Origin of the sequence: Streptomyces sp. NPDC020422, from assembly GCF_044386705.1 — a bacterium.
Taxonomy (GTDB): domain Bacteria; phylum Actinomycetota; class Actinomycetes; order Streptomycetales; family Streptomycetaceae; genus Streptomyces.
Window position 1 is genome coordinate 575,799 of the sequence record NZ_JBIRVJ010000001.1, and the last position, 16,441, is coordinate 592,239.

The following is a 16,441-nucleotide window of genomic DNA, read 5'->3' on the forward strand; positions in this document are numbered from 1 at the left end:
GTCGGCCCCGGCGGTCACCGACGGCTCGACGCCCACTGGACGAACGCCCGCCGCGCACCGGCCCGCTGGACGGACGACCGCGCACGGATCACCGATCCCGGAGAAGGAGTTCCCGATGAGATGGCTGGTCACCGGAGCCGGCGGGCTCCTCGGACGCGAGGTGACGGCGGCCCTGGCCGCCGCGGGCGCCGACGCGGTCGGTCTGGACCGGCGCGCCCTGGATGTCACCGACCCCGACGCCCTCGTCGCCGCCTTCGCCCGCCACCGCCCCGACCTCGTCGTCAACTGCGCGGCCTACACGCACGTGGAGGCCGCCGAAGGCGAGGAGGAACGCGCGCTCCTGGTGAACGGGGACGGCGCCCGGCACCTGGCGGCCCGCTGCGCCCGGCACGGCACCCGGCTGCTGCACCTCTCCACCGACTACGTCTTCCCGGGCGACGCCGACACCCCGTACCCCGAGGGCCACCCGACGGACCCCCGCAACGCGTACGGACGCAGCAAACGCGCGGGCGAACGGGCCGTTCTGGAGCTGCTGCCCGACCGGGGCGCCGTGGTCCGCACCGCCTGGCTGTACGGCCGGCACGGGCCGAACTTCGTCCGCACGATGATCGGGCGCGCGGGCGGCGAGGGACCCGTGGACGTGGTCGCCGACCAGGTGGGGCAGCCGACCTGGGCGGCGGACGTGGCCCGGCTGCTGCTCGCCCTCGGACGGACGCCGGGCGCGCACGGCGTCTTCCACGCCACCAACGCGGGCCGCGCCACGTGGTACGAGCTGGCGTGCGAGGTGTTCCGGCTCGTCGGCGCCGACCCCGGCCGGGTGCGCCCGGTGTCCGGTGCGGCGTTCGGCGGTCGGGCCCCGCGTCCTCGTTACACCGTGCTGGGCCACGCCCGCTGGCGGGAGGCCGGGATCCCGCCGCCCCGGCCGTGGCGCGCGGCGCTCGGCGAGGCGCTGCGGGAGGCGACGGACGCCGGGGGAGCCGGCGGCTCAGGCGGGCCAGGCGCTCCGCCGGTGCCGCCGCGTCAGCCCCTCCAGGACGGGGACCAGTTCGGCCGGTGACGGCATGCCCGCGATCTCGTCCCCGAGCCGCGCCGCGTTGCGCGCGAAGGAGGGTTCGCCCAGCACCCGGGTGACCAGCCCGCGCAGCTCCGCCGGGGTCAGCGGACCCGGGCCGGCGGGGCGCAGACCGGCGCCCGAGCGGACCACCAGCTCCGCCCTCGGATGGAGGTCCCACAGGTCGTTGGGGACGACGATCTGCGGGACGCCGTGCACCAGCGCGTTCTGGGAGGTGCCGAACCCGCCCTGGTGCACGATCGCGGAGCAGGACGGCAGCAGCGCGTCGAGCGGGACGAAGTCCACGGCCCGCACGTTGTCGGGCAGCCTGCCGGCCTCGGCGAGCTGGCCCGCGTCGAGGGTCGCCACGACCTCCGCGTCGAGCCCGGCGAGCGCCTCCAGGAGGACCCGGACGGAGGTCTGCTCGCCGCCCATCACCTCGCGGAACGAGAGCCCGAGGGTCAGACAGATCCGCGGCCGGGAGGGGGGCTCGCGCAGCCAGTCGGGCAGCACGGACCGCCCGTTGTACGGGATGTGCCGCACCGGCACCCACGGCAGGTCCGTCGGGGTGCGCAGCGGGGCGGGAGCGGGGTCGACGGTCCACTGGCCGGTGACCAGGTCCTCGGAGAAGCCGCCGCCGTGGCGGGCCGCGGTCCACCGCAGCCACTCGGCGAGCGGGTCCTCGCGCAGCGCCCGCGGCCGGGCGGCGAGCGAGGCGCGGTGGCGCTGCCGCATGGTGCCGACGAGGTCGAGGCCGTAGAGCAGGCGCGCGTGCGCCGCCCCGCAGGCCCGGGCCGCGATGGAGCCGCCCATCATGAGGGTGTCCCAGACCACCAGGTCGGGACGCCAGCGACGGGTCAGCGCGACCAGGTCGTCGACGGTCTCCTCGGCGGAGAAGTTCTGGAAGATGGACGAGGTCATGACGGTGAACAGGCCGTCGAGGAAGTCCGGGGTCAGCCGCTCGGGGCGGTCCTCCGTCATCCGCATCAGTTCCTGGGCGTCGGGCGGGTCCGCGAGCCGTTCGGCGGCCTTCTCCTGCCGCCGCCGCAGCTCCTCGACGGACTCGTCCTGGGCCAGCCGGGGCCCCACCGGGACGGCGGGGAGCCCCGCCGCGGTGATGGCCTCCACGAGGTCCGGCTGACTGGCGACACGCACCTCGTGGCCGGCGGCGCGCAGGGCCCAGGCCAACGGGACCTGGACGAAGAAGTGGGGTGTGGCGGCCAGGGTCACAAACAGCACTCGCATGGCGGCGAGGCTAGGGAGCGGACCTCGAAGCCGCCTCGACGCGCGCGAGCGCAACGGCGGGCGGCCCGCCCCGCGCGGTCGAGCCCGCCTCGATCCGCCCTCGACCCCCTCCTCAGGGGCCGGGCAGCCAGGCCTCGTCGTCGGTCGCATGAGCCAGGACGCGCTGCAGCAGCTCGCGCAGGGTCTCGACCTCGTCCGCGTCGAGGTCGCCGAGCAGCTCCGTCTCGACCCGCTCCAGCGGCCCGTCGATGCGGCTGAGCAGATAGCGGGCGGTGTCGGTGATCTCCAGCCGGCGCGAGCGGTCGTCGGCGCCCGGCCGGCGGCGCAGATGACCGGCCTCGGCGAGGTCGTTCACCAGCTGGTGCACGGACTGCCGGGCGACGCCGAGCTGGCGGGCGAGCTCCGCCATGGTCAGCTCCGGTTCGAGCGAGAGCTGGGTCAGCAGACCGTACTGACGAACCGTCAGGTCGTAGTCCTGCAGGCGCTCGTCGACCCGGCGCGTCGCCACCGTGCTCGCCACGGCCAGGAGATAGGGGATGTGTGTCCGCAAGGTTCACCTCGACCGGGAGACGCGTGATCTTCTCTTCCCCGACGGTATGTCACGCCCCGCCGTTCCGCCGGTCCGAGCGGTGCGCGGCCACCCGCCGCTCCAGACCCGGCACGATCTCCGCGGGCGACGGGGTCCCGCGCAGCTCCTCGCGCACCTTGGCCGCGGCGCGCGCGAACGACCCGTCGTCGAGCACCCGCCGCACCATCGCGCGCAGCCGGGCGGCGGTCAGCTCCTCCGGCGGGCAGGTCAGGGCGACCCCGGCTGCCCGGGCCCGCTCCGCCCGAGGGGTGTTGCACCACATCCGGGCCGGGACCACGACCTGGGGCACCCCGTGCGCCAGCGCCGTCAGGAAGGTCCCCGCGCCGCCGTGGTGGATCACCGCCGCGCAGCTCGGCAGCAGCTCGTTCAGCGGGACGAAGTCGACGGCGCGCACGTTCGGCGGCAACGGCCCCAGCTCCGCGAGCTGCCCGGAGTCGAGCGTCGCCACCACCTCCACGTCCAGGTCGGCGACGGCCGCGAGGAGTTCGCCGACGGAGGCCTGGTCCCGGCCGACCACCTCTCGGAAGGAGACGCCGAGGGTCAGGCACACCCGGCGTCGCGGGGGAGCCTCGTCGAGCCATCCGGGCACCACCGCCCGCCCGTTGTACGGCACGTAGCGCACCGGGACCCGGGGCAGCGGGAGCGGCAGGGCCACGGAGGCGGGGACCGGGTCGATGGTCCACTGGCCGGTCACCATGTGCTCGTCGAAGCCCCGGCCAGGCCCGGAAAGACCGTGCCGTTCCAGGACCGGGCCCAGCCACTCCTCCAGCGGGTCGTCCCGCAGCTCCGGCGGCAGCCGGTCCAGGACGGCCCGGTAGCGTTCGCGCAGCAGGCCCACCAGGTCGAGGCCGAACAGCAGCCGGGCATGCGCGGCGCCCGAGGCCCTGGCGGCGACCGGGCCGGCGTACGTCATGGTGTCCCAGACCACCAGGTCCGGCCGCCAGTCCCGGGCGAAGGCGACCAGGTCGTCGATCATGCGGTCGGGCACCGTGTTCCGGTGCACCAGCGGGGTCCACGCGGCGAAGATCCCGTGCAGGTGCCCCGGCGTGAGCCGCGCGGGGTGGATCTCGCCCGGATCGAGGGCGCGGAGCCAGGCGTCGTCGCGCAGCTCGGCCGGCAGCCCCGCGTCGTCGGGGTTCATCTTGGCCGCGACGTGCAGCGGCTCGCCGACCGGCACCGCGGTGAGGCCGGCCCGGGTGATGTCCTCGGTCACGTCCGGCTGGGCCGCGACCCGCACCTCGTGTCCTGCGGCGCGCAGCGCCCACGCGAGCGGTACCTGGGCGGCGACGTGGGTGGCGGCGGCGAAGGGCTGGAACAGGACGCGCATCGGCGTTCCCCTCTCGGACGGTTCGGATCGGCAGGGCTCGGAGCGGCGGGGGCGGATCGGCCAGGGCGGATCGGCAGGACTCGGAGCGGCGGGGGCGGATCGGCCAGGGCGGTTCGGCAGGACTCGGAGCGGCGGGGCGGATCGGCGGGGCCCGGATCGCCGGGGGATCCGGGGCGGGTCAGGTGAGGGACAGTCCGCCGTCGACCGGGACCACCAGGCCGTTGGCGTACGCGGCCTCCGGCCGGGTGAGCTGGACGACCCACCAGGCGATCTCCTCGGGGCGGGCGACCCGGCCGCTCGGGGTCCGGGCGGCGATCCGCTCCAGGAAGTCCGCCTGCTCCGGCTCGCCGCCGGCCGGGTCCGGATCGGCCCGGGTGTCGGTCACCCCGGGAGCGATCCCCACGACCCGGACGCCGTGCGGGGCCAGCTCCACCGCCCAGGTCCTGGTGAGGAAGTCGAGACCGGCCTTGGCGGCCCCGTACAGGCCGTTGTCCGGCCAGGAGCGCAGGCCGAGCGCGCCGGCCGAGCCGATGTTCACCACCGTGCCGGACCGCTTCGCCAGGTGCGGCAGCGCGGCCCGGGTGAGCAGCACGGGGGCCAGGAGGTTGGTGTGGAGCTGCCGTTCGGCCTCGGCCCGGTCCAGGGCGGCGAGCGGTCGGTAGCCCATCGCGGCCGCGTTGTTCACCAGCACGTCGACCCCGCCGAAGGCGCTCACGGCGTCCTCGGCGATCCGGTCCGGGGCGTCCGGCTCGGTGACGTCGGCGACCAGGACCCGGATGCCGGGATGGAGTTCGGCGGTCCCGGCGAGGGTGGCCGCGGTGCGGCCGACGACGAGCACCCGGTCGCCGCGCTCGGCGAAGGCGAGGGCGGTGGCCCGGCCGATGCCGGTGCCGCCGCCGGTGACGACGATCCCGCGCGGGGCGCGGTCCGCGGGCGGGCGGCCCGGGCCTTCGGTTTCCTCGGTTCGTGTGGTCATGCCGGGCAGGATCCGGAGGAGGCCTCGCAAGGACCTCGACAGCTGAGCACCGAGGCCGCCGCGATCGCCCCGCGGGCCGTGCCGCCCGCCGCTCACCCGCCCGTCGCCAGCGCCTCCAGATCGGTGGCGAGCGCGGCGGGGCTCGGGGCCTGCGTGATCTCCGCGCGGAGCCGAGCGGCGGCGTCCCGGTGGCTCCGGTCCTCGATCAGGCGCTCGACGCCGGTCCTGATCGCGTCCTCGTCGGCGAGGTGCCCCGGGACGTGCAGCGCGGCTCCGCCGGCCGCCAGCCGCTCGCCGACGATCTGCTGCTCGGCGGCGAAGGTCGCGACGAACTGCGGAACCCCCGCCCACAGCGCCGTCAGGGCACTGCCGCTGCCGCCGTGGTGGAGCACGGCCGCGCAGCCCGGCAGCAGGGCGGCCAGCGGCAGGTGCGTGGCGACCCGGACCGAGTCGGGCACCGTGCCGAGCGCGGCGACGTCCCGCGCGGTGGCGGTGAGCACGACCTCGCAGTCCAGCCCCTCGAGGGCGGCGACGATCCGGGGGAGCAGGAACGAGTCGGGGCCGCACAGCGTCGACAGGGCGGTCGACCAGCCGACGCAGACCCGGGTCCGCTCCGGCGGCCGGACGGTCCAGGCCGGGACGGCCCCGGCACCGTTGTACGGGACGTAGCGCACGGGCAGCCGCTCCGCCAGGACCGGGACCTTCAGCGACGGCGGGCTCGGGTCGACGACCCGCTCGACCATCCCGAGGTCGAACGTCCCCAGGCCGTACCGGGGGAAGGATCCGCTGTGGTCGGTGGGGACGATCCGCATGTGCTCCGGGTCGTGCGGACTCGCCGGTCCCCACAGGCACAGCGCCGACGGGACGTCGAACAGCTTGGCGACGAGCAGGCCCTCCAGGCTGCCGGGATCGTGCAGGACGAGCCGCGGCCGCCAGTCCCGGGCGTAGGACACGGCCGCGTCGAAACTCCGGGCAGCCGACTCCGCCAGGGCCGGCCCGGTCTCCGCGGCGAACCGCTCGGCGTCGAACGCGTCGAGCCGGTCCATGCGTTCGCCCGTCACCGGGTGCGGAGGGAGCCAGGGATACGGCCAGAGCCCGCTGACCGCCTCCGCGTGGTACTGCAGCCGCAGCCGCAGCACCTCCTCCATCCCCGACAGGACCGGCACCGGCAGCAGGCCGGACCGGCCGACCGCGTCCGCCTGGGAGGCGGCGCACAGCACCCGGACCTCGTGGCCGGCCGCCTGGAGCGCCCAGCCCAGGGGGACCATGGCCGCGTACTGGGTGGGCCAGGACGACACGGTGAACAGGACGCGCACGGTGAACTCCCTCCGTCTCGATGCGCTCGGACCGTCCCGCCCGCCTCACTTGGCGCCGAGGGCGGTCCACACGTCGGCGTCCATCCACGTGGGGAGGGTGTCCTCCCCGTTGGTGCCCTTCTCCACGAAGACGAGGTTGTGGTAGGCGTGCACCCCGGTCACGGTGGCCTGGGTCACCGTGGGACGGCCGACGGCGGGGTCCCGGTGCTCCCGGTGGTGCAGGTCGTCGATCAGCCCCTTGACGAGACCGAGCGAGGTGTCGGGCCCGGCGACGCCGCCGGAGCTGCCGCCGAAGTCGCCGAAGTAGGCGGTCTGGAGGTCCTCGATCACGTACAGGCCGCCGGGCCGCACCAGCGGGAACAGGGTCCGGAACGAGGTGCGCACATGCTCGTTGACGTGGCTGCCGTCGTCGATGACCAGGTCGAACGGCCCGTGCTCGCGCGCCATCGCGGTCAGGTGCTCCGGATCGTTCTGGTCGCCGACCAGCGCCGTGATCCGCGGCTCGGTCAGCGCCGTCTTGTCGTACAGGTCCAGGCCGAAGATCTCGCCCCGGGGGAAGAAGCGCTTCCACATCTTCAGCGAGCCGCCGCCCAGGTCGTCCTCGAAGCCGCCGATCCCGATCTCCAGGACCCGCACCTGGCGGTCCCGGTAGCGGGCGAAGTGGCGCTCGTAGTGGGCCGTGTACCAGTGGAAGCTGGCCCACTTGTCGGAGCCGTAGCGGATGGACAGCTCGCCCAGGTCGGGGCAGCGACCCGTGCATCCCGCCATCAGGGTGGCGGTGGCCTGGGCGGCCGCGCGCAGCACCGTGTTCATCTCGGTCAGCAGCTCGCGCACCTGCGCGGGGTCCTCGGGCGTCGGCAGGAAGGAGTTGCCGAAGTCCCCGGTGAGCGGGGAGTCCGTCGACCCGAAGAGCCGGCGGAGCAGTCCCGCGGCGGTGAACGTCACCCGGGAGCGGACCCGGGCCGAGTCGTCGGGGACCACCCGGACGGGCTCGTCGCGCACCACGCGCAGCGCGACGCCGTGCCGTTCACCGCCGTGGGTGAGGTCGAGCGCCACCTCGACGGGCGCGGTGTTCACCGGTTCGGGGCAGCGGAACAGCACCTCCTCGACGAGGACCCGCGCCACCGCGGCGAGACCGGCGTCCTTCAGCAGGACGTCGATCTCGTCGTCGGTGCCGGCTCCGGCTCGGATCAGGCGTCGGATCAGCGCGTTCTCTGCGGCATCCACCATGTCGGCGTCCCATCGTTCCACTCGCTCCGGGAAGAGGTCCCGAACACGGTCGACGGCTGCCCTGGAGACCCGCTCGACCGGCACTGAACGCGGAGCCGGAAACGCCGCTCGCCCCGCGGGGGACGCCTCAGAAGTCCGCGCGGTGGTCGTCCACCCACTCCGCGAACGTCCGGGCCGGCCGCCCGGTGATGTGCTCGGCGGTCGGACCCACCGGCACGTCCACCGGGTCCTGCAGCAGCCAGTCCACCGCCTCCCGCGGCATGCCCTGCCCCAGCCACAGGGCACGGGCCTCGTCCACCGTCAGCTCCTCGAAGCGGAGTTCGCGGCCCAGGACCCGGCTCAGCGTGCGCACCTGCTCGTGCTTGGCCAGGGACTCCGGCCCGGCGAAGGAGTAGGCCCGCCCGGCGTGCCCGTCCTGGAGCAGCGCCGCCAGTGCCACGTCGGCGATGTCGGCCTCGTGCACCGGGGCGCTGCGGGCCGCGCCGAAGGGGGCGCGGACCACGTTCTCCGCCCGGATGGTCGGTGCCCACCAGGTCAGCAGGTTGGCCATGAACTCGCCGGGCCTGACGTGCGTCCACTCCAGGCCGGAAGCCTCCACCGCCCGCTCCACCGCGGTGTGGTGGTCGCCGCTGTAGTCGCCGTCCGCGTACTCGGCCGACACCGAGGAGAGCACGACGATCCGCCGCACCCCGGCCTTGGCGGCCCGCGCCGTGAACTCCTCGGCGGTGCCGGGGAGCGGGAAGAGGTAGGCCCGGTCGACCCCGGCGAGCGCGGCGTCCAGGCTCGACGGATCGGCGAGGTCGCCGCGCACCACCTCCACCCCCTCGGGCAGCGCGGCCCGCTCGGGCGCCCGGGTCATCGCCCGCACCCGCTCGCCCGCCGCCAGCAGACCCCGCACCACGTGCCGGCCCACGTTCCCCGTGGCACCCGTCACCAGAACGGTCATGTCGTCCTCTCCTTCGTGCGTCGTGTTCCTGTCGTACTGCGGTGTGTCGCGTTCCTGCCGGGCTCCAGCACCCGTCGAGCGGGCGTTGCCACCCTCGGGCACCGTGCGCACATCTCCGTACGCACACCCCACGTCACGATCCGGGAGGGACCATGACCGGCGCGGAGGAACGGGTGGCCGTCGTCACCGGGGCGACCAGCGGGATCGGCCTCGCCGTGGCCCGCACACTGGGCCGGGAAGGGCTGCGGATCTTCCTCTGCGCCCGGGACGGCGACGCGGTCGCCGAGACCGTCGAACTCCTGCGGAAGGAGGGCGTGGACGCCGACGGGCAGAGCTGCGACGTGCGCTCCACGGAGCAGGTGGACGCCTTCGTGCGCGCCGCCGTCGCCCGCTTCGGCCCGCTCGACGTCCTCGTCAACAACGCGGGGCGCAACGGGGGCGGCCCCACCGCCGAGCTGACGGACGAGCTGTGGCTCGACGTGCTCGACACCAACCTCACCAGCGTGTTCCGGGTGACCAGGGCCGCCCTGACCACCGGCGGCATGCTGGAGCGCGGCCGGGGCCGGGTCGTCAACATCGCCTCCACCGGCGGCAAGCAGGGCGTCGTGCTCGGCGCCCCGTACTCCGCCTCCAAGCACGGCGTCGTCGGCTTCACCAAGGCGCTGGGCCTGGAACTGGCCAGGACCGGCATCACCGTCAACGCCGTCTGCCCCGGGTACGTGGAGACCCCCATGGCCGAGCGGGTGCGCGCGGGGTACGCGGCGGTGTGGGACACCACCCCCGAGGCGGTCCTCGAACGCTTCGAGGCGAAGATCCCGCTGGGCCGCTACAGCACCCCCGAGGAGGTGGCGGGGCTGGTCGGCTACCTGGTCACGGACACGGCCGCGGCCATCACCGCCCAGGCCCTCAACGTCTGCGGCGGTCTGGGCAACTACTGACCGGCCGGAGCACGCCACCGCTCCACCCCCGCCCGCCGCCCCGCCCCGCGTCACGCCGGCCCGTCCGCCGCGCCGACGTCCGGGTCCGGGTCGGCGGGCGTCCCCTTGAGCTCGTGGAAGCCGGGGGTGCCCGCGACCAGCAGCGCCCCGTCCCACAGGAGTCCCGCCGCCTCCCCGCGCGGCACGCGGGAGAGGACCGGGCCGAAGAACGCCACCGCGGGCCGGTCGGGCTCCGCCGGGTCGGACACGGCGACCACGGGGGTGCCGGTGCGCGGGCCGAGCAGTCCCAGCGCGTCGGTGTGCGAGGCCCGCAGCCGCTTGTCGTACGCGCTGCCGGCGCCGGCCGCCGCGAGGCCGGGCGGCAGCCCCGCGGCCGCCAGGGCCACCGCGGGGTCGCCGATCCAGCGCTTGGTGCGGTCGGCCCACAGGGCCTCGTGGAAGCGGACCAGGGCCCGCTGCCCGTGCTCGTGCAGCACGGCCGTCGCGATCCGCGCGGGCACCAGGAGGTATCCCTCGGCGTCCCCCTCCGGATCCTCGTCGAGGCCCTCGTTGAGGAAGGTCAGGCTCATCAGGTGCCAGCGCAGGTCCAGCGGGCGGATCCGGGCCGCCTCCCGCAGCCAGCGCGAGGTCAGCAGGGTGTACGGACAGGAGGGGTCGAACCAGACGTCCACGGTTCGGGTGTCCAACGGTCGTCCTTCCTTCGAGGAGCACGGGGCTCGGGCGGAGGGGTGCGGGAGGCGCTCACGCGGTCGCGTCGCGCATGCCGCGGATGCCGGCCCAGACGCCCAGCACCGCGATGGCGACCGCCGCGACCACCCCGTACAGCACGCTCGTCTCGGCCATCCGGCCGGCGAAGAGGGCGCGTTCGGCCTCGACCACGTAGGTCACGGGGTTGATCCGGCTCAGCACGTACAGCCAGCCCGGCGCCGAGGCCTGGGTGATGGGCAGCAGGACCCCGGAGAGCAGCAGCAGCGGGAAGAAGATCACCTGCTGCACCCCATAGAAGAGGGTCTGCTGCTTGCGGGAGTGGAGCGCCAGGGTGAAGGAGAGGGCGCCGATCCCGACGCCGAAGACGCTCAGCAGGGCGAGGCCCGCCACGGCGCCGGCCAGATGGAGGCGGAAGTCGGTGGGCAGCAGCAGGACGAGGATCAGCAGGGCCTGCGTGAGCAGGACCACGACCTCCTTCAGGGTCCGGCCGACGAGCATGGCCGCCCGGTTGAGCGGGGTGACGAGCATCCGCTCGAAGGCGCCCGAGGAGATCTCGTTGAGCAGCGAGGCGCCCGCCCCCGCGGTGGCGGAGAGGCCCAGCAGCACGAGCATGCCGGGCACGAACCACTGCCAGGGGGAGCCCGTTGCGGTCCCGCCGCCGCTCGTGCCCATGCCCGGCAGGAGCGGCGCGAACAGCCCGAGGAACAGGAAGGGCAGCATCATCGTGAAGAGGAGCCCGGCGGGCTGGCGCAGTTCGGGCAGCAGCTCGCGGGCGAACGCGGTGCGGGTGTCGTCGATCACCTTCATGGTCAGGCTCCGGGGTGCGCGTCGGCGGCGTCGGCGGGGGCGGGATCGGCGCTCTCCCGAAGGGTGCGGCCGGTCAGGGTGAGGAAGACGTCGTCGAGGGTGGGGCGGGCGAGCCGGGCGCTGCGCACCCCTAACCCCGCCGCGTCCAGCCGGCGCAGCAGGCCGGGCAGCAGCACGTCGCCGTCGGAGGCGCGCACCCGCACCTCGGTGTCCTCGGCGCTCGCCTCGCGCACGCCGGGGAGGGCGCGGGCCAGTTCGGCCGCCCGTCCCGCGTCGGCGGCGTCGGCGGTCCCCACGGTGACGAGGTCGCCGGCCAGGTCGGCCTTGAGGTTCTCGGGGGAGTCGTCGGCGATCACCCGGCCGTGGTCGACGACCAGCACCCGCCGGGCCCAGAGGTCGGCCTCCTCCAGGTAGTGGGTCGTGAACACCACGGTGGTACCGAGGTCCTTGTGCAGCCGCAGCACGTGCTCCCAGATGTTGGCGCGGCTGTGCGGGTCGAGACCGGTGGTGGGCTCGTCGAGGAAGAGCAGCTCCGGCTCGTGGACCAGGGCCATGGCGATGTCCAGGCGGCGGCGCTGGCCGCCGGAGAGGGTGCCCACCGTGCGGCGGGCCAGTCCCTCCAGCTCCAGCGCGCCCAGCAGGCGCTCGGCGCGGTCGCGGGACTCCGCCTTGCCGAGCCCGTAGGCGCGGCCCTGGGTGACGAGCTCGTCGGTGACGCGGAAGTTGGTCCCGGCGCTGTTCCCCTGGCCCAGGTAGCCGATGCGGCGGCGCACCCCGGCGGGGTCGGTCACGACGTCGTGCCCGGCGACGCTGGCGGTGCCCGAGGACGGGGGGAGCAGGGTGGTGAGCATCCGCAGACTGGTGGTCTTCCCGGCGCCGTTCGGGCCGAGGAAGGCGACGACGGATCCCGCTTCGATGTCGAGGTCGAGACCGCGCACGGCTTCGACGGTCTCTCCCTTGGCGCGGAAACTGCGGGTGAGTCCGCGTGTGTGGATCATGGGTTCTCCCGTACGGGGGTCGTGGAGGGGGCAGGGCCTGGGAGGGCCGCTGGTCATGGCTCCGCGGGGCCGGGGGTCCGGCCCCGGACAGGCCGAGGGGAAGTCAGATGCTCTGGGCTCTTGACTTCTGAGAGCTTAGAAGCGTCAATAACGTCTTTGTCAGCCTTGCTGACGGTTCCGCGCATCCCTTCGAACCGCCCGTCACGAACCCCTTCGCGCCCGCCCCGCCCCGCCCCCGTCCGGTGGCGACCGGTGCCGTCCAGCGCCCCTCCACCGGCGTGCCAGCGGCGGCGCCCACGCTGGCCGCCCACGGGCGAGCGGCCGACGGCCGCACGGGAAGGGCGGTGCATCCCCTTGGCACGACTCACGCGCAGACGGCTGATGGAGCTCTCGGCGGCTTCCGGGGGCGCCGCCCTGCTCGGCGCCCCGCCGGCGGAGGCCGCCGCGCGCGACGCCGGCGGTCCGCCGCCCCTCGGCCCGGTGGTGATCGGGCCGGCCGACCCCCGCTATGTCGAGCTCACCACCCGCGGGCACAACGGCCGCTTCGCCGGCACCCCCGACGTGGTGCACCTGGTCGGCTCGGCGGAGCAGGTGGTCAGCGCCGTGGACGCGGCCGCCCGCGACCGCAAGCGGATCGCCGTGCGCAGCGGCGGCCACTGCTTCGAGGGCTTCGTGGACGACCCCGCCGTGCGGGTGCTCGTCGACGTCTCCGAGATGACGGCCGTCTCCCACGACCCGGACCGGGAGCTCTTCGCCGTCGAGTCCGGAGCCACGCTCGGGCGGGTCTACCGGACGCTCTATCTGGGATGGGGCGTGACCCTGCCCGGCGGCGGCTGCCCCACGGTCGGGGTCGGCGGGCACGTCGCCGGCGGCGGCTACGGGGCCCTCTCCCGCCGGTACGGGCTGGTCGTCGACCACCTGTACGGCGTCGAGGTCGTCGTCGTGGACCGGTCGGGCCGGGCCCGGATCGTCGAGGCCACCCGCGACTCGACCGGAGCCGAGCGGGAGTTGTGGTGGGCCCACACCGGTGGCGGAGGAGGAACCTTCGGCATCGTCACCCGCTACCTCTTCCGCTCGCCGGGCGCCTCGGGCGCCCCCGGCGGGCTGCTGCCCCGGCCGCCCGCCGCCGTGCGGTCCGTCTCCCTCGGCTGGCAGTGGCAGGACCTGGACCGGGAGGCCTTCGTCAGACTGCTGCGCGTCCACGGCGACTGGCACCGGCGGCACGCCGGGCTCGACTCCCCGTACGCGGAGCTCTCCAGCGGACTCACCCTCGGCCACCGGGCGAGCGGGCGGATCACCGTGGACGCCGCCCTCGACGCCTCCCGGCCGCGCGCGGAAGAGCTCCTCGACGCCTTCGTCGCCGAACTCGCCGGCGCCGTCGCCGCCCCGTACACGGTGACCGGCGCCACCACGCCCTGGCTCAAGTCGGTGCTGGGCGGCGTGCAGTGGCCCGGCGGGGCCCGGTTCAAGTCCAAGTCGACGCTGCTGCGCACCCCCTGGACGGACCGGCAGGCCGGCGTCCTGCACACGCATCTGAACCGGGGCGGGGAGGAGTTCGCCACCGCGGGCGTCTACCTCACCTTCCTCGGCGGCCGGATCAACACCGTCCGCCCTGACGCCACCGCCATGCCCCACCGCGACTGCCTGTTCAGCGTCGTCCACGAGGCCCTGTGGGGCGAGGAGCGGCAGACCGGGGGCCAACTGGCCTGGGTCCGCGAGCTCTACCGCGAGCTGCACGCCGACACCGGCGGCGTCCCCGTACCCGGCGACGCCAACGGCGGCGCGTACCTCAACTACCCGGACACCGACCTCGCCGACCCGCGCTGGAACACCTCGGGCGTGCCCTGGAGCACGCTCTACCACCGGGGCAACCACCGGCGGCTGCAACGGGCCAAGGAACGCTGGGACCCGCTGGACCTGTTCCGCCACGCCCTGTCCGTCCGGCCGCCCGAGCGGTTCTCCAGCCGCCGTCCAGAGCCGGGACCGACGCTGGGGACCCACTGACCCGCAGTGGAGCCGGACGGAGGACCATGGCACTTCCCGTGACCCACCACACCGAACACGCGATCACGGTGGCCGCCGCGGCGCGGCGCGTCTTCGGCCTGATCGCCGACGTCGGCCGCTGGCCGGAGACCTTCCCGCCCACCGTGCACGTCGAACACGTCGAGCGCGGCGAGACGCAGGAGCGCATCCGGATCTGGGCCACCGCCAACGGGCAGGTCAAGAGCTGGACCTCACGCCGGCTGCTCGACCGCGAGCGGCTCAGCGTCCGTTTCCGCCAGGAGGTCTCCCAGCCGCCGGTGGCCGCGATGGGCGGGGAGTGGATCGTCGAGCCGCTCTCCGGCACCGAGAGCCGGGTCCGGCTGCTGCACGACTTCCGGGCCGTGGACGACGACCCGGAGAAGACGGAGTGGATCCTGCGCGCGGTCGACCGGAACAGCGCCGCCGAGCTGGCCGCCCTGCGCACCGCGGCCGAACAGGCCGAGAACCGCGCCGAGCTCGTCCTGACCTTCCGGGACACGATGGAGTTCACCGGAGACGCCAAGGCCGCCTACGCCTTCGTGGACGAGGCCGGCCGCTGGCCCGAGCGGCTGCCCCACGTGGCCCGCGCCGCACTCGCCGAGGAGACCCCCGGCGTCCAGACCCTGGAGATGGAGACCAGGACGGCGGACGGCTCCTCGCACGCCACCAGCTCCGTGCGGATCTGCTTCCCGCACGAGCGGATCGTCTACAAACAGCTCGTCACCCCCGCCCTGATGACCGCCCACACCGGGGTGTGGCTGTTCGACGAGGGCCGGATCACCTCCGCGCACACCGTGGTCCTCGACGAGAAGGCCGTCCCGGACGTCCTCGGACCGGACGCCACCGTCGCCGACGCCCGCGCCTTCGTCCGCGGCGCCCTGGGCCGCAACAGCACCGCCACCATGGCACACGCGGTCGCCCACGCCCGGCGGTAACGGGCCGACGGGCGCACGGAGAGGGGGAGGACCGGTGATCCGGTCCTCCCCCTCTCCGGCTGTCAGCCCTTCGCGCCGTCCAGCACCGCCCCGGACAGCCAGTCCACCGCGTCGGGGTAGGTGAACGGGTGCATGAACGCCCCCGCCCGGACGTCCCGGTAGTGCCGCGCCAGCGGATGGGTGCCGGAGTAGGAGGCTCCGCCGATCACCGAAAGGCAGTCGGAGACGATCTCCGGCGCCAGCCGGTTCACCATCAGCTTGGCGCGCTGGAAGTCGAACATCATGCGCCGGCCGCGCTCCGCCGGATCGGCGTCGAAGGCGTACGCCAGGTGGTCCGCGACCGTCAGGGTGCCGGCCACCGTGGTGCGCAGCGCGTACAGCCGGGCCTCGATCTCGGCGAGCAGCGTGCGCGTCGCGGCGCCCGCCGCCGGCAGCCCGCCCCGCCGGGCCAGCTCCGCCACCACGTGGTCCCGGGCGGCCTGCGCCACCCCCACGTAGATCCCGAGCATGGTGATCGAACTGACCGTCTGGCCCGCCAGGGCCGCGTCCGACGGCTCCCCGACCGGCCCCCGCAGGAACACGTCCCCGGCCCGGACCGGACAGTCCTCCAGCAGGACGTCCACGCTGCCCGAGGCCCGCATGCCGAGCCCGTCCCAGTTGTCGAGGACCGTCAGCCCGGGGGCCGTCCGCGGCAGCACGGCGGCCGCCGAGCGCTCCACTCCGGCCACCTCCACCCGCGCCGAGACCACGAAGTCGGTGGCGATCGGCGCCATGCTCGCCAGGGTCTTGCGGCCCGACAGCAGCCAGCCGCCGTCCGGCGCCGGCCGCAGCCGGGTGACCACCTTGCCGCCGCCCGCGTCCTTGACCGTCGTGCACACCACCGCCTCGCCCGCGCCCATGCCCCGCAGCAGCCGCTCGGCGAGCGCCCGCGCCGGACCGTCCCCGTGCCGCCACTCGTGGGCGAAGGTCAGCCCCCGGCTGAGCTGCATGTGCAGCGCGAGCGCCGTGGACGCGTCCGCCTCCGCCACCGTCGTCAGGGCCAGGCAGACGTCGTGCAGCGAACCGACCCCCAGGCCGCCCAGCTCCACGGGCACGGTGGCCCCGAGCACCCCCTGCGCGCGCAGCCCCGCGAACACCTCCGCCGGGAAGACGCCCGCCCGGTCGGCCCGCCCGGCCCCGGCCCGCACCGCCGGCAGGTGCCCGGCCAGCAGATCGAGCAGCGCCCCGCCGGAGGAGGTCCTCGGCTCGCGCAGATCGGGCGCGACCGCCAGGGTCCCGTCGTGCGTCGTCATCGTGCTCCCCGCTTCCTTCACTCGACTCCCCTTCCCTGCCCCCCGGTTCGGACCGGGGCGG

At 75.0% G+C, this 16,441-nt stretch carries 15 protein-coding genes; 4 read left to right on the forward strand and 11 right to left on the reverse strand.

Annotation, left to right across the window (positions count from 1 at the left end):
• Nucleotides 1–115: 115 nt before the first annotated feature.
• Nucleotides 116–1,057 carry a dTDP-4-dehydrorhamnose reductase gene (gene rfbD, locus ACH414_RS02555; RefSeq protein ID WP_398940618.1) on the forward strand — a complete coding sequence of 314 codons (942 nt, stop codon included), beginning with the start codon at nucleotides 116–118 and terminating at the stop codon, nucleotides 1,055–1,057.
• Here the strand turns inward: rfbD and ACH414_RS02560 are convergent.
• The 7 genes from ACH414_RS02560 to ACH414_RS02590 form a co-directional block, all read right to left on the reverse strand.
• Entirely contained in the window at nucleotides 986–2,296 is a 1,311-nt protein-coding gene (locus tag ACH414_RS02560) for an activator-dependent family glycosyltransferase (protein ID WP_386562169.1), read from the reverse strand. The two genes, rfbD and ACH414_RS02560, sit on opposite strands and share 72 nt — an antisense overlap.
• Nucleotides 2,297–2,408: 112 nt before the next feature.
• A complete protein-coding gene (locus ACH414_RS02565) occupies nucleotides 2,409–2,846 on the reverse strand; it encodes a MarR family winged helix-turn-helix transcriptional regulator (RefSeq protein ID WP_382534708.1) in 438 nt (145 codons plus the stop codon).
• 49 nt (nucleotides 2,847–2,895) lie between these two features.
• A complete protein-coding gene (locus tag ACH414_RS02570; RefSeq protein ID WP_386562172.1) occupies nucleotides 2,896–4,212 on the reverse strand; it encodes an activator-dependent family glycosyltransferase in 1,317 nt (438 codons plus the stop codon).
• Between the two features lie 178 nt (nucleotides 4,213–4,390).
• The gene (locus tag ACH414_RS02575) at nucleotides 4,391–5,122 is read right to left on the reverse strand and encodes an SDR family NAD(P)-dependent oxidoreductase (RefSeq protein WP_398940751.1); all 732 of its coding nucleotides are present in this window, start codon (nucleotides 5,120–5,122) and stop codon (nucleotides 4,391–4,393) included.
• A gap of 158 nt (nucleotides 5,123–5,280) precedes the next feature.
• Nucleotides 5,281–6,504 carry a nucleotide disphospho-sugar-binding domain-containing protein gene (locus ACH414_RS02580; RefSeq protein ID WP_391768200.1) on the reverse strand — a complete coding sequence of 408 codons (1,224 nt, stop codon included), beginning with the start codon at nucleotides 6,502–6,504 and terminating at the stop codon, nucleotides 5,281–5,283.
• 45 nt (nucleotides 6,505–6,549) lie between these two features.
• Nucleotides 6,550–7,734, reverse strand: a complete 1,185-nt coding sequence (locus ACH414_RS02585) for a class I SAM-dependent methyltransferase (protein ID WP_398940619.1) — start codon at nucleotides 7,732–7,734, stop codon at nucleotides 6,550–6,552.
• 127 nt (nucleotides 7,735–7,861) lie between these two features.
• The gene (locus tag ACH414_RS02590) at nucleotides 7,862–8,680 is read right to left on the reverse strand and encodes an NAD(P)H-binding protein (RefSeq protein WP_391768202.1); all 819 of its coding nucleotides are present in this window, start codon (nucleotides 8,678–8,680) and stop codon (nucleotides 7,862–7,864) included.
• 152 nt (nucleotides 8,681–8,832) lie between these two features.
• Between ACH414_RS02590 and fabG the strand changes: the two genes are divergently transcribed.
• Entirely contained in the window at nucleotides 8,833–9,618 is a 786-nt protein-coding gene (fabG, locus tag ACH414_RS02595) for a 3-oxoacyl-ACP reductase FabG (protein ID WP_391768203.1), read from the forward strand.
• Between the two features lie 50 nt (nucleotides 9,619–9,668).
• Here fabG and ACH414_RS02600 read toward each other — a convergent pair whose 3' ends face one another.
• Genes ACH414_RS02600 through ACH414_RS02610 form a run of 3 tightly spaced genes read right to left on the reverse strand, consistent with a single transcriptional unit; the run spans nucleotide 9,669 to nucleotide 12,131 of the window.
• Complete coding sequence (locus ACH414_RS02600; RefSeq protein WP_398940620.1) at nucleotides 9,669–10,304, reverse strand: DsbA family protein; 636 nt, start codon at nucleotides 10,302–10,304, stop codon at nucleotides 9,669–9,671.
• A 55-nt stretch (nucleotides 10,305–10,359) separates the two neighbouring features.
• Nucleotides 10,360–11,133, reverse strand: a complete 774-nt coding sequence (locus ACH414_RS02605) for an ABC transporter permease (protein ID WP_398940621.1) — start codon at nucleotides 11,131–11,133, stop codon at nucleotides 10,360–10,362.
• A 2-nt stretch (nucleotides 11,134–11,135) separates the two neighbouring features.
• Complete coding sequence (locus ACH414_RS02610) at nucleotides 11,136–12,131, reverse strand: ATP-binding cassette domain-containing protein (protein WP_391768204.1); 996 nt, start codon at nucleotides 12,129–12,131, stop codon at nucleotides 11,136–11,138.
• Between the two features lie 354 nt (nucleotides 12,132–12,485).
• Here ACH414_RS02610 and ACH414_RS02615 point away from each other — a divergent pair, with 354 nt between their 5' ends.
• Both ACH414_RS02615 and ACH414_RS02620 read left to right on the forward strand, forming a co-directional pair.
• Complete coding sequence (locus ACH414_RS02615; protein WP_398940622.1) at nucleotides 12,486–14,135, forward strand: FAD-binding oxidoreductase; 1,650 nt, start codon at nucleotides 12,486–12,488, stop codon at nucleotides 14,133–14,135.
• A gap of 26 nt (nucleotides 14,136–14,161) precedes the next feature.
• Nucleotides 14,162–15,088, forward strand: a complete 927-nt coding sequence (locus tag ACH414_RS02620) for an aromatase/cyclase (RefSeq protein ID WP_398940623.1) — start codon at nucleotides 14,162–14,164, stop codon at nucleotides 15,086–15,088.
• Between the two features lie 62 nt (nucleotides 15,089–15,150).
• On the opposite strand, the gene ACH414_RS02625 is transcribed toward ACH414_RS02620, so the two are convergent.
• Nucleotides 15,151–16,380: an acyl-CoA dehydrogenase family protein gene (locus ACH414_RS02625; RefSeq protein WP_398940624.1), complete on the reverse strand. Its 1,230-nt coding sequence runs from the start codon at nucleotides 16,378–16,380 to the stop codon at nucleotides 15,151–15,153.
• Nucleotides 16,381–16,441: the final 61 nt, after the last annotated feature.

Bases quoted from the DNA above. Each gene is read 5' to 3' on its own strand.
- ACH414_RS02605 (WP_398940621.1), bottom strand. From the start codon at position 11,133: ATGAAGGTGATCGACGACACCCGCACCGCGTTCGCCCGCGAGCTGCTG.
- rfbD (WP_398940618.1), top strand. From the start codon at position 116: ATGAGATGGCTGGTCACCGGAGCCGGCGGGCTCCTCGGACGCGAGGTG.
- ACH414_RS02560 (WP_386562169.1), bottom strand. From the start codon at position 2,296: ATGCGAGTGCTGTTTGTGACCCTGGCCGCCACACCCCACTTCTTCGTC.
- ACH414_RS02570 (WP_386562172.1), bottom strand. From the start codon at position 4,212: ATGCGCGTCCTGTTCCAGCCCTTCGCCGCCGCCACCCACGTCGCCGCC.
- ACH414_RS02625 (WP_398940624.1), bottom strand. From the start codon at position 16,380: ATGACGACGCACGACGGGACCCTGGCGGTCGCGCCCGATCTGCGCGAG.
- fabG (WP_391768203.1), top strand. From the start codon at position 8,833: ATGACCGGCGCGGAGGAACGGGTGGCCGTCGTCACCGGGGCGACCAGC.
- ACH414_RS02610 (WP_391768204.1), bottom strand. From the start codon at position 12,131: ATGATCCACACACGCGGACTCACCCGCAGTTTCCGCGCCAAGGGAGAG.
- ACH414_RS02585 (WP_398940619.1), bottom strand. From the start codon at position 7,734: ATGGTGGATGCCGCAGAGAACGCGCTGATCCGACGCCTGATCCGAGCC.
- ACH414_RS02620 (WP_398940623.1), top strand. From the start codon at position 14,162: ATGGCACTTCCCGTGACCCACCACACCGAACACGCGATCACGGTGGCC.
- ACH414_RS02590 (WP_391768202.1), bottom strand. From the start codon at position 8,680: ATGACCGTTCTGGTGACGGGTGCCACGGGGAACGTGGGCCGGCACGTG.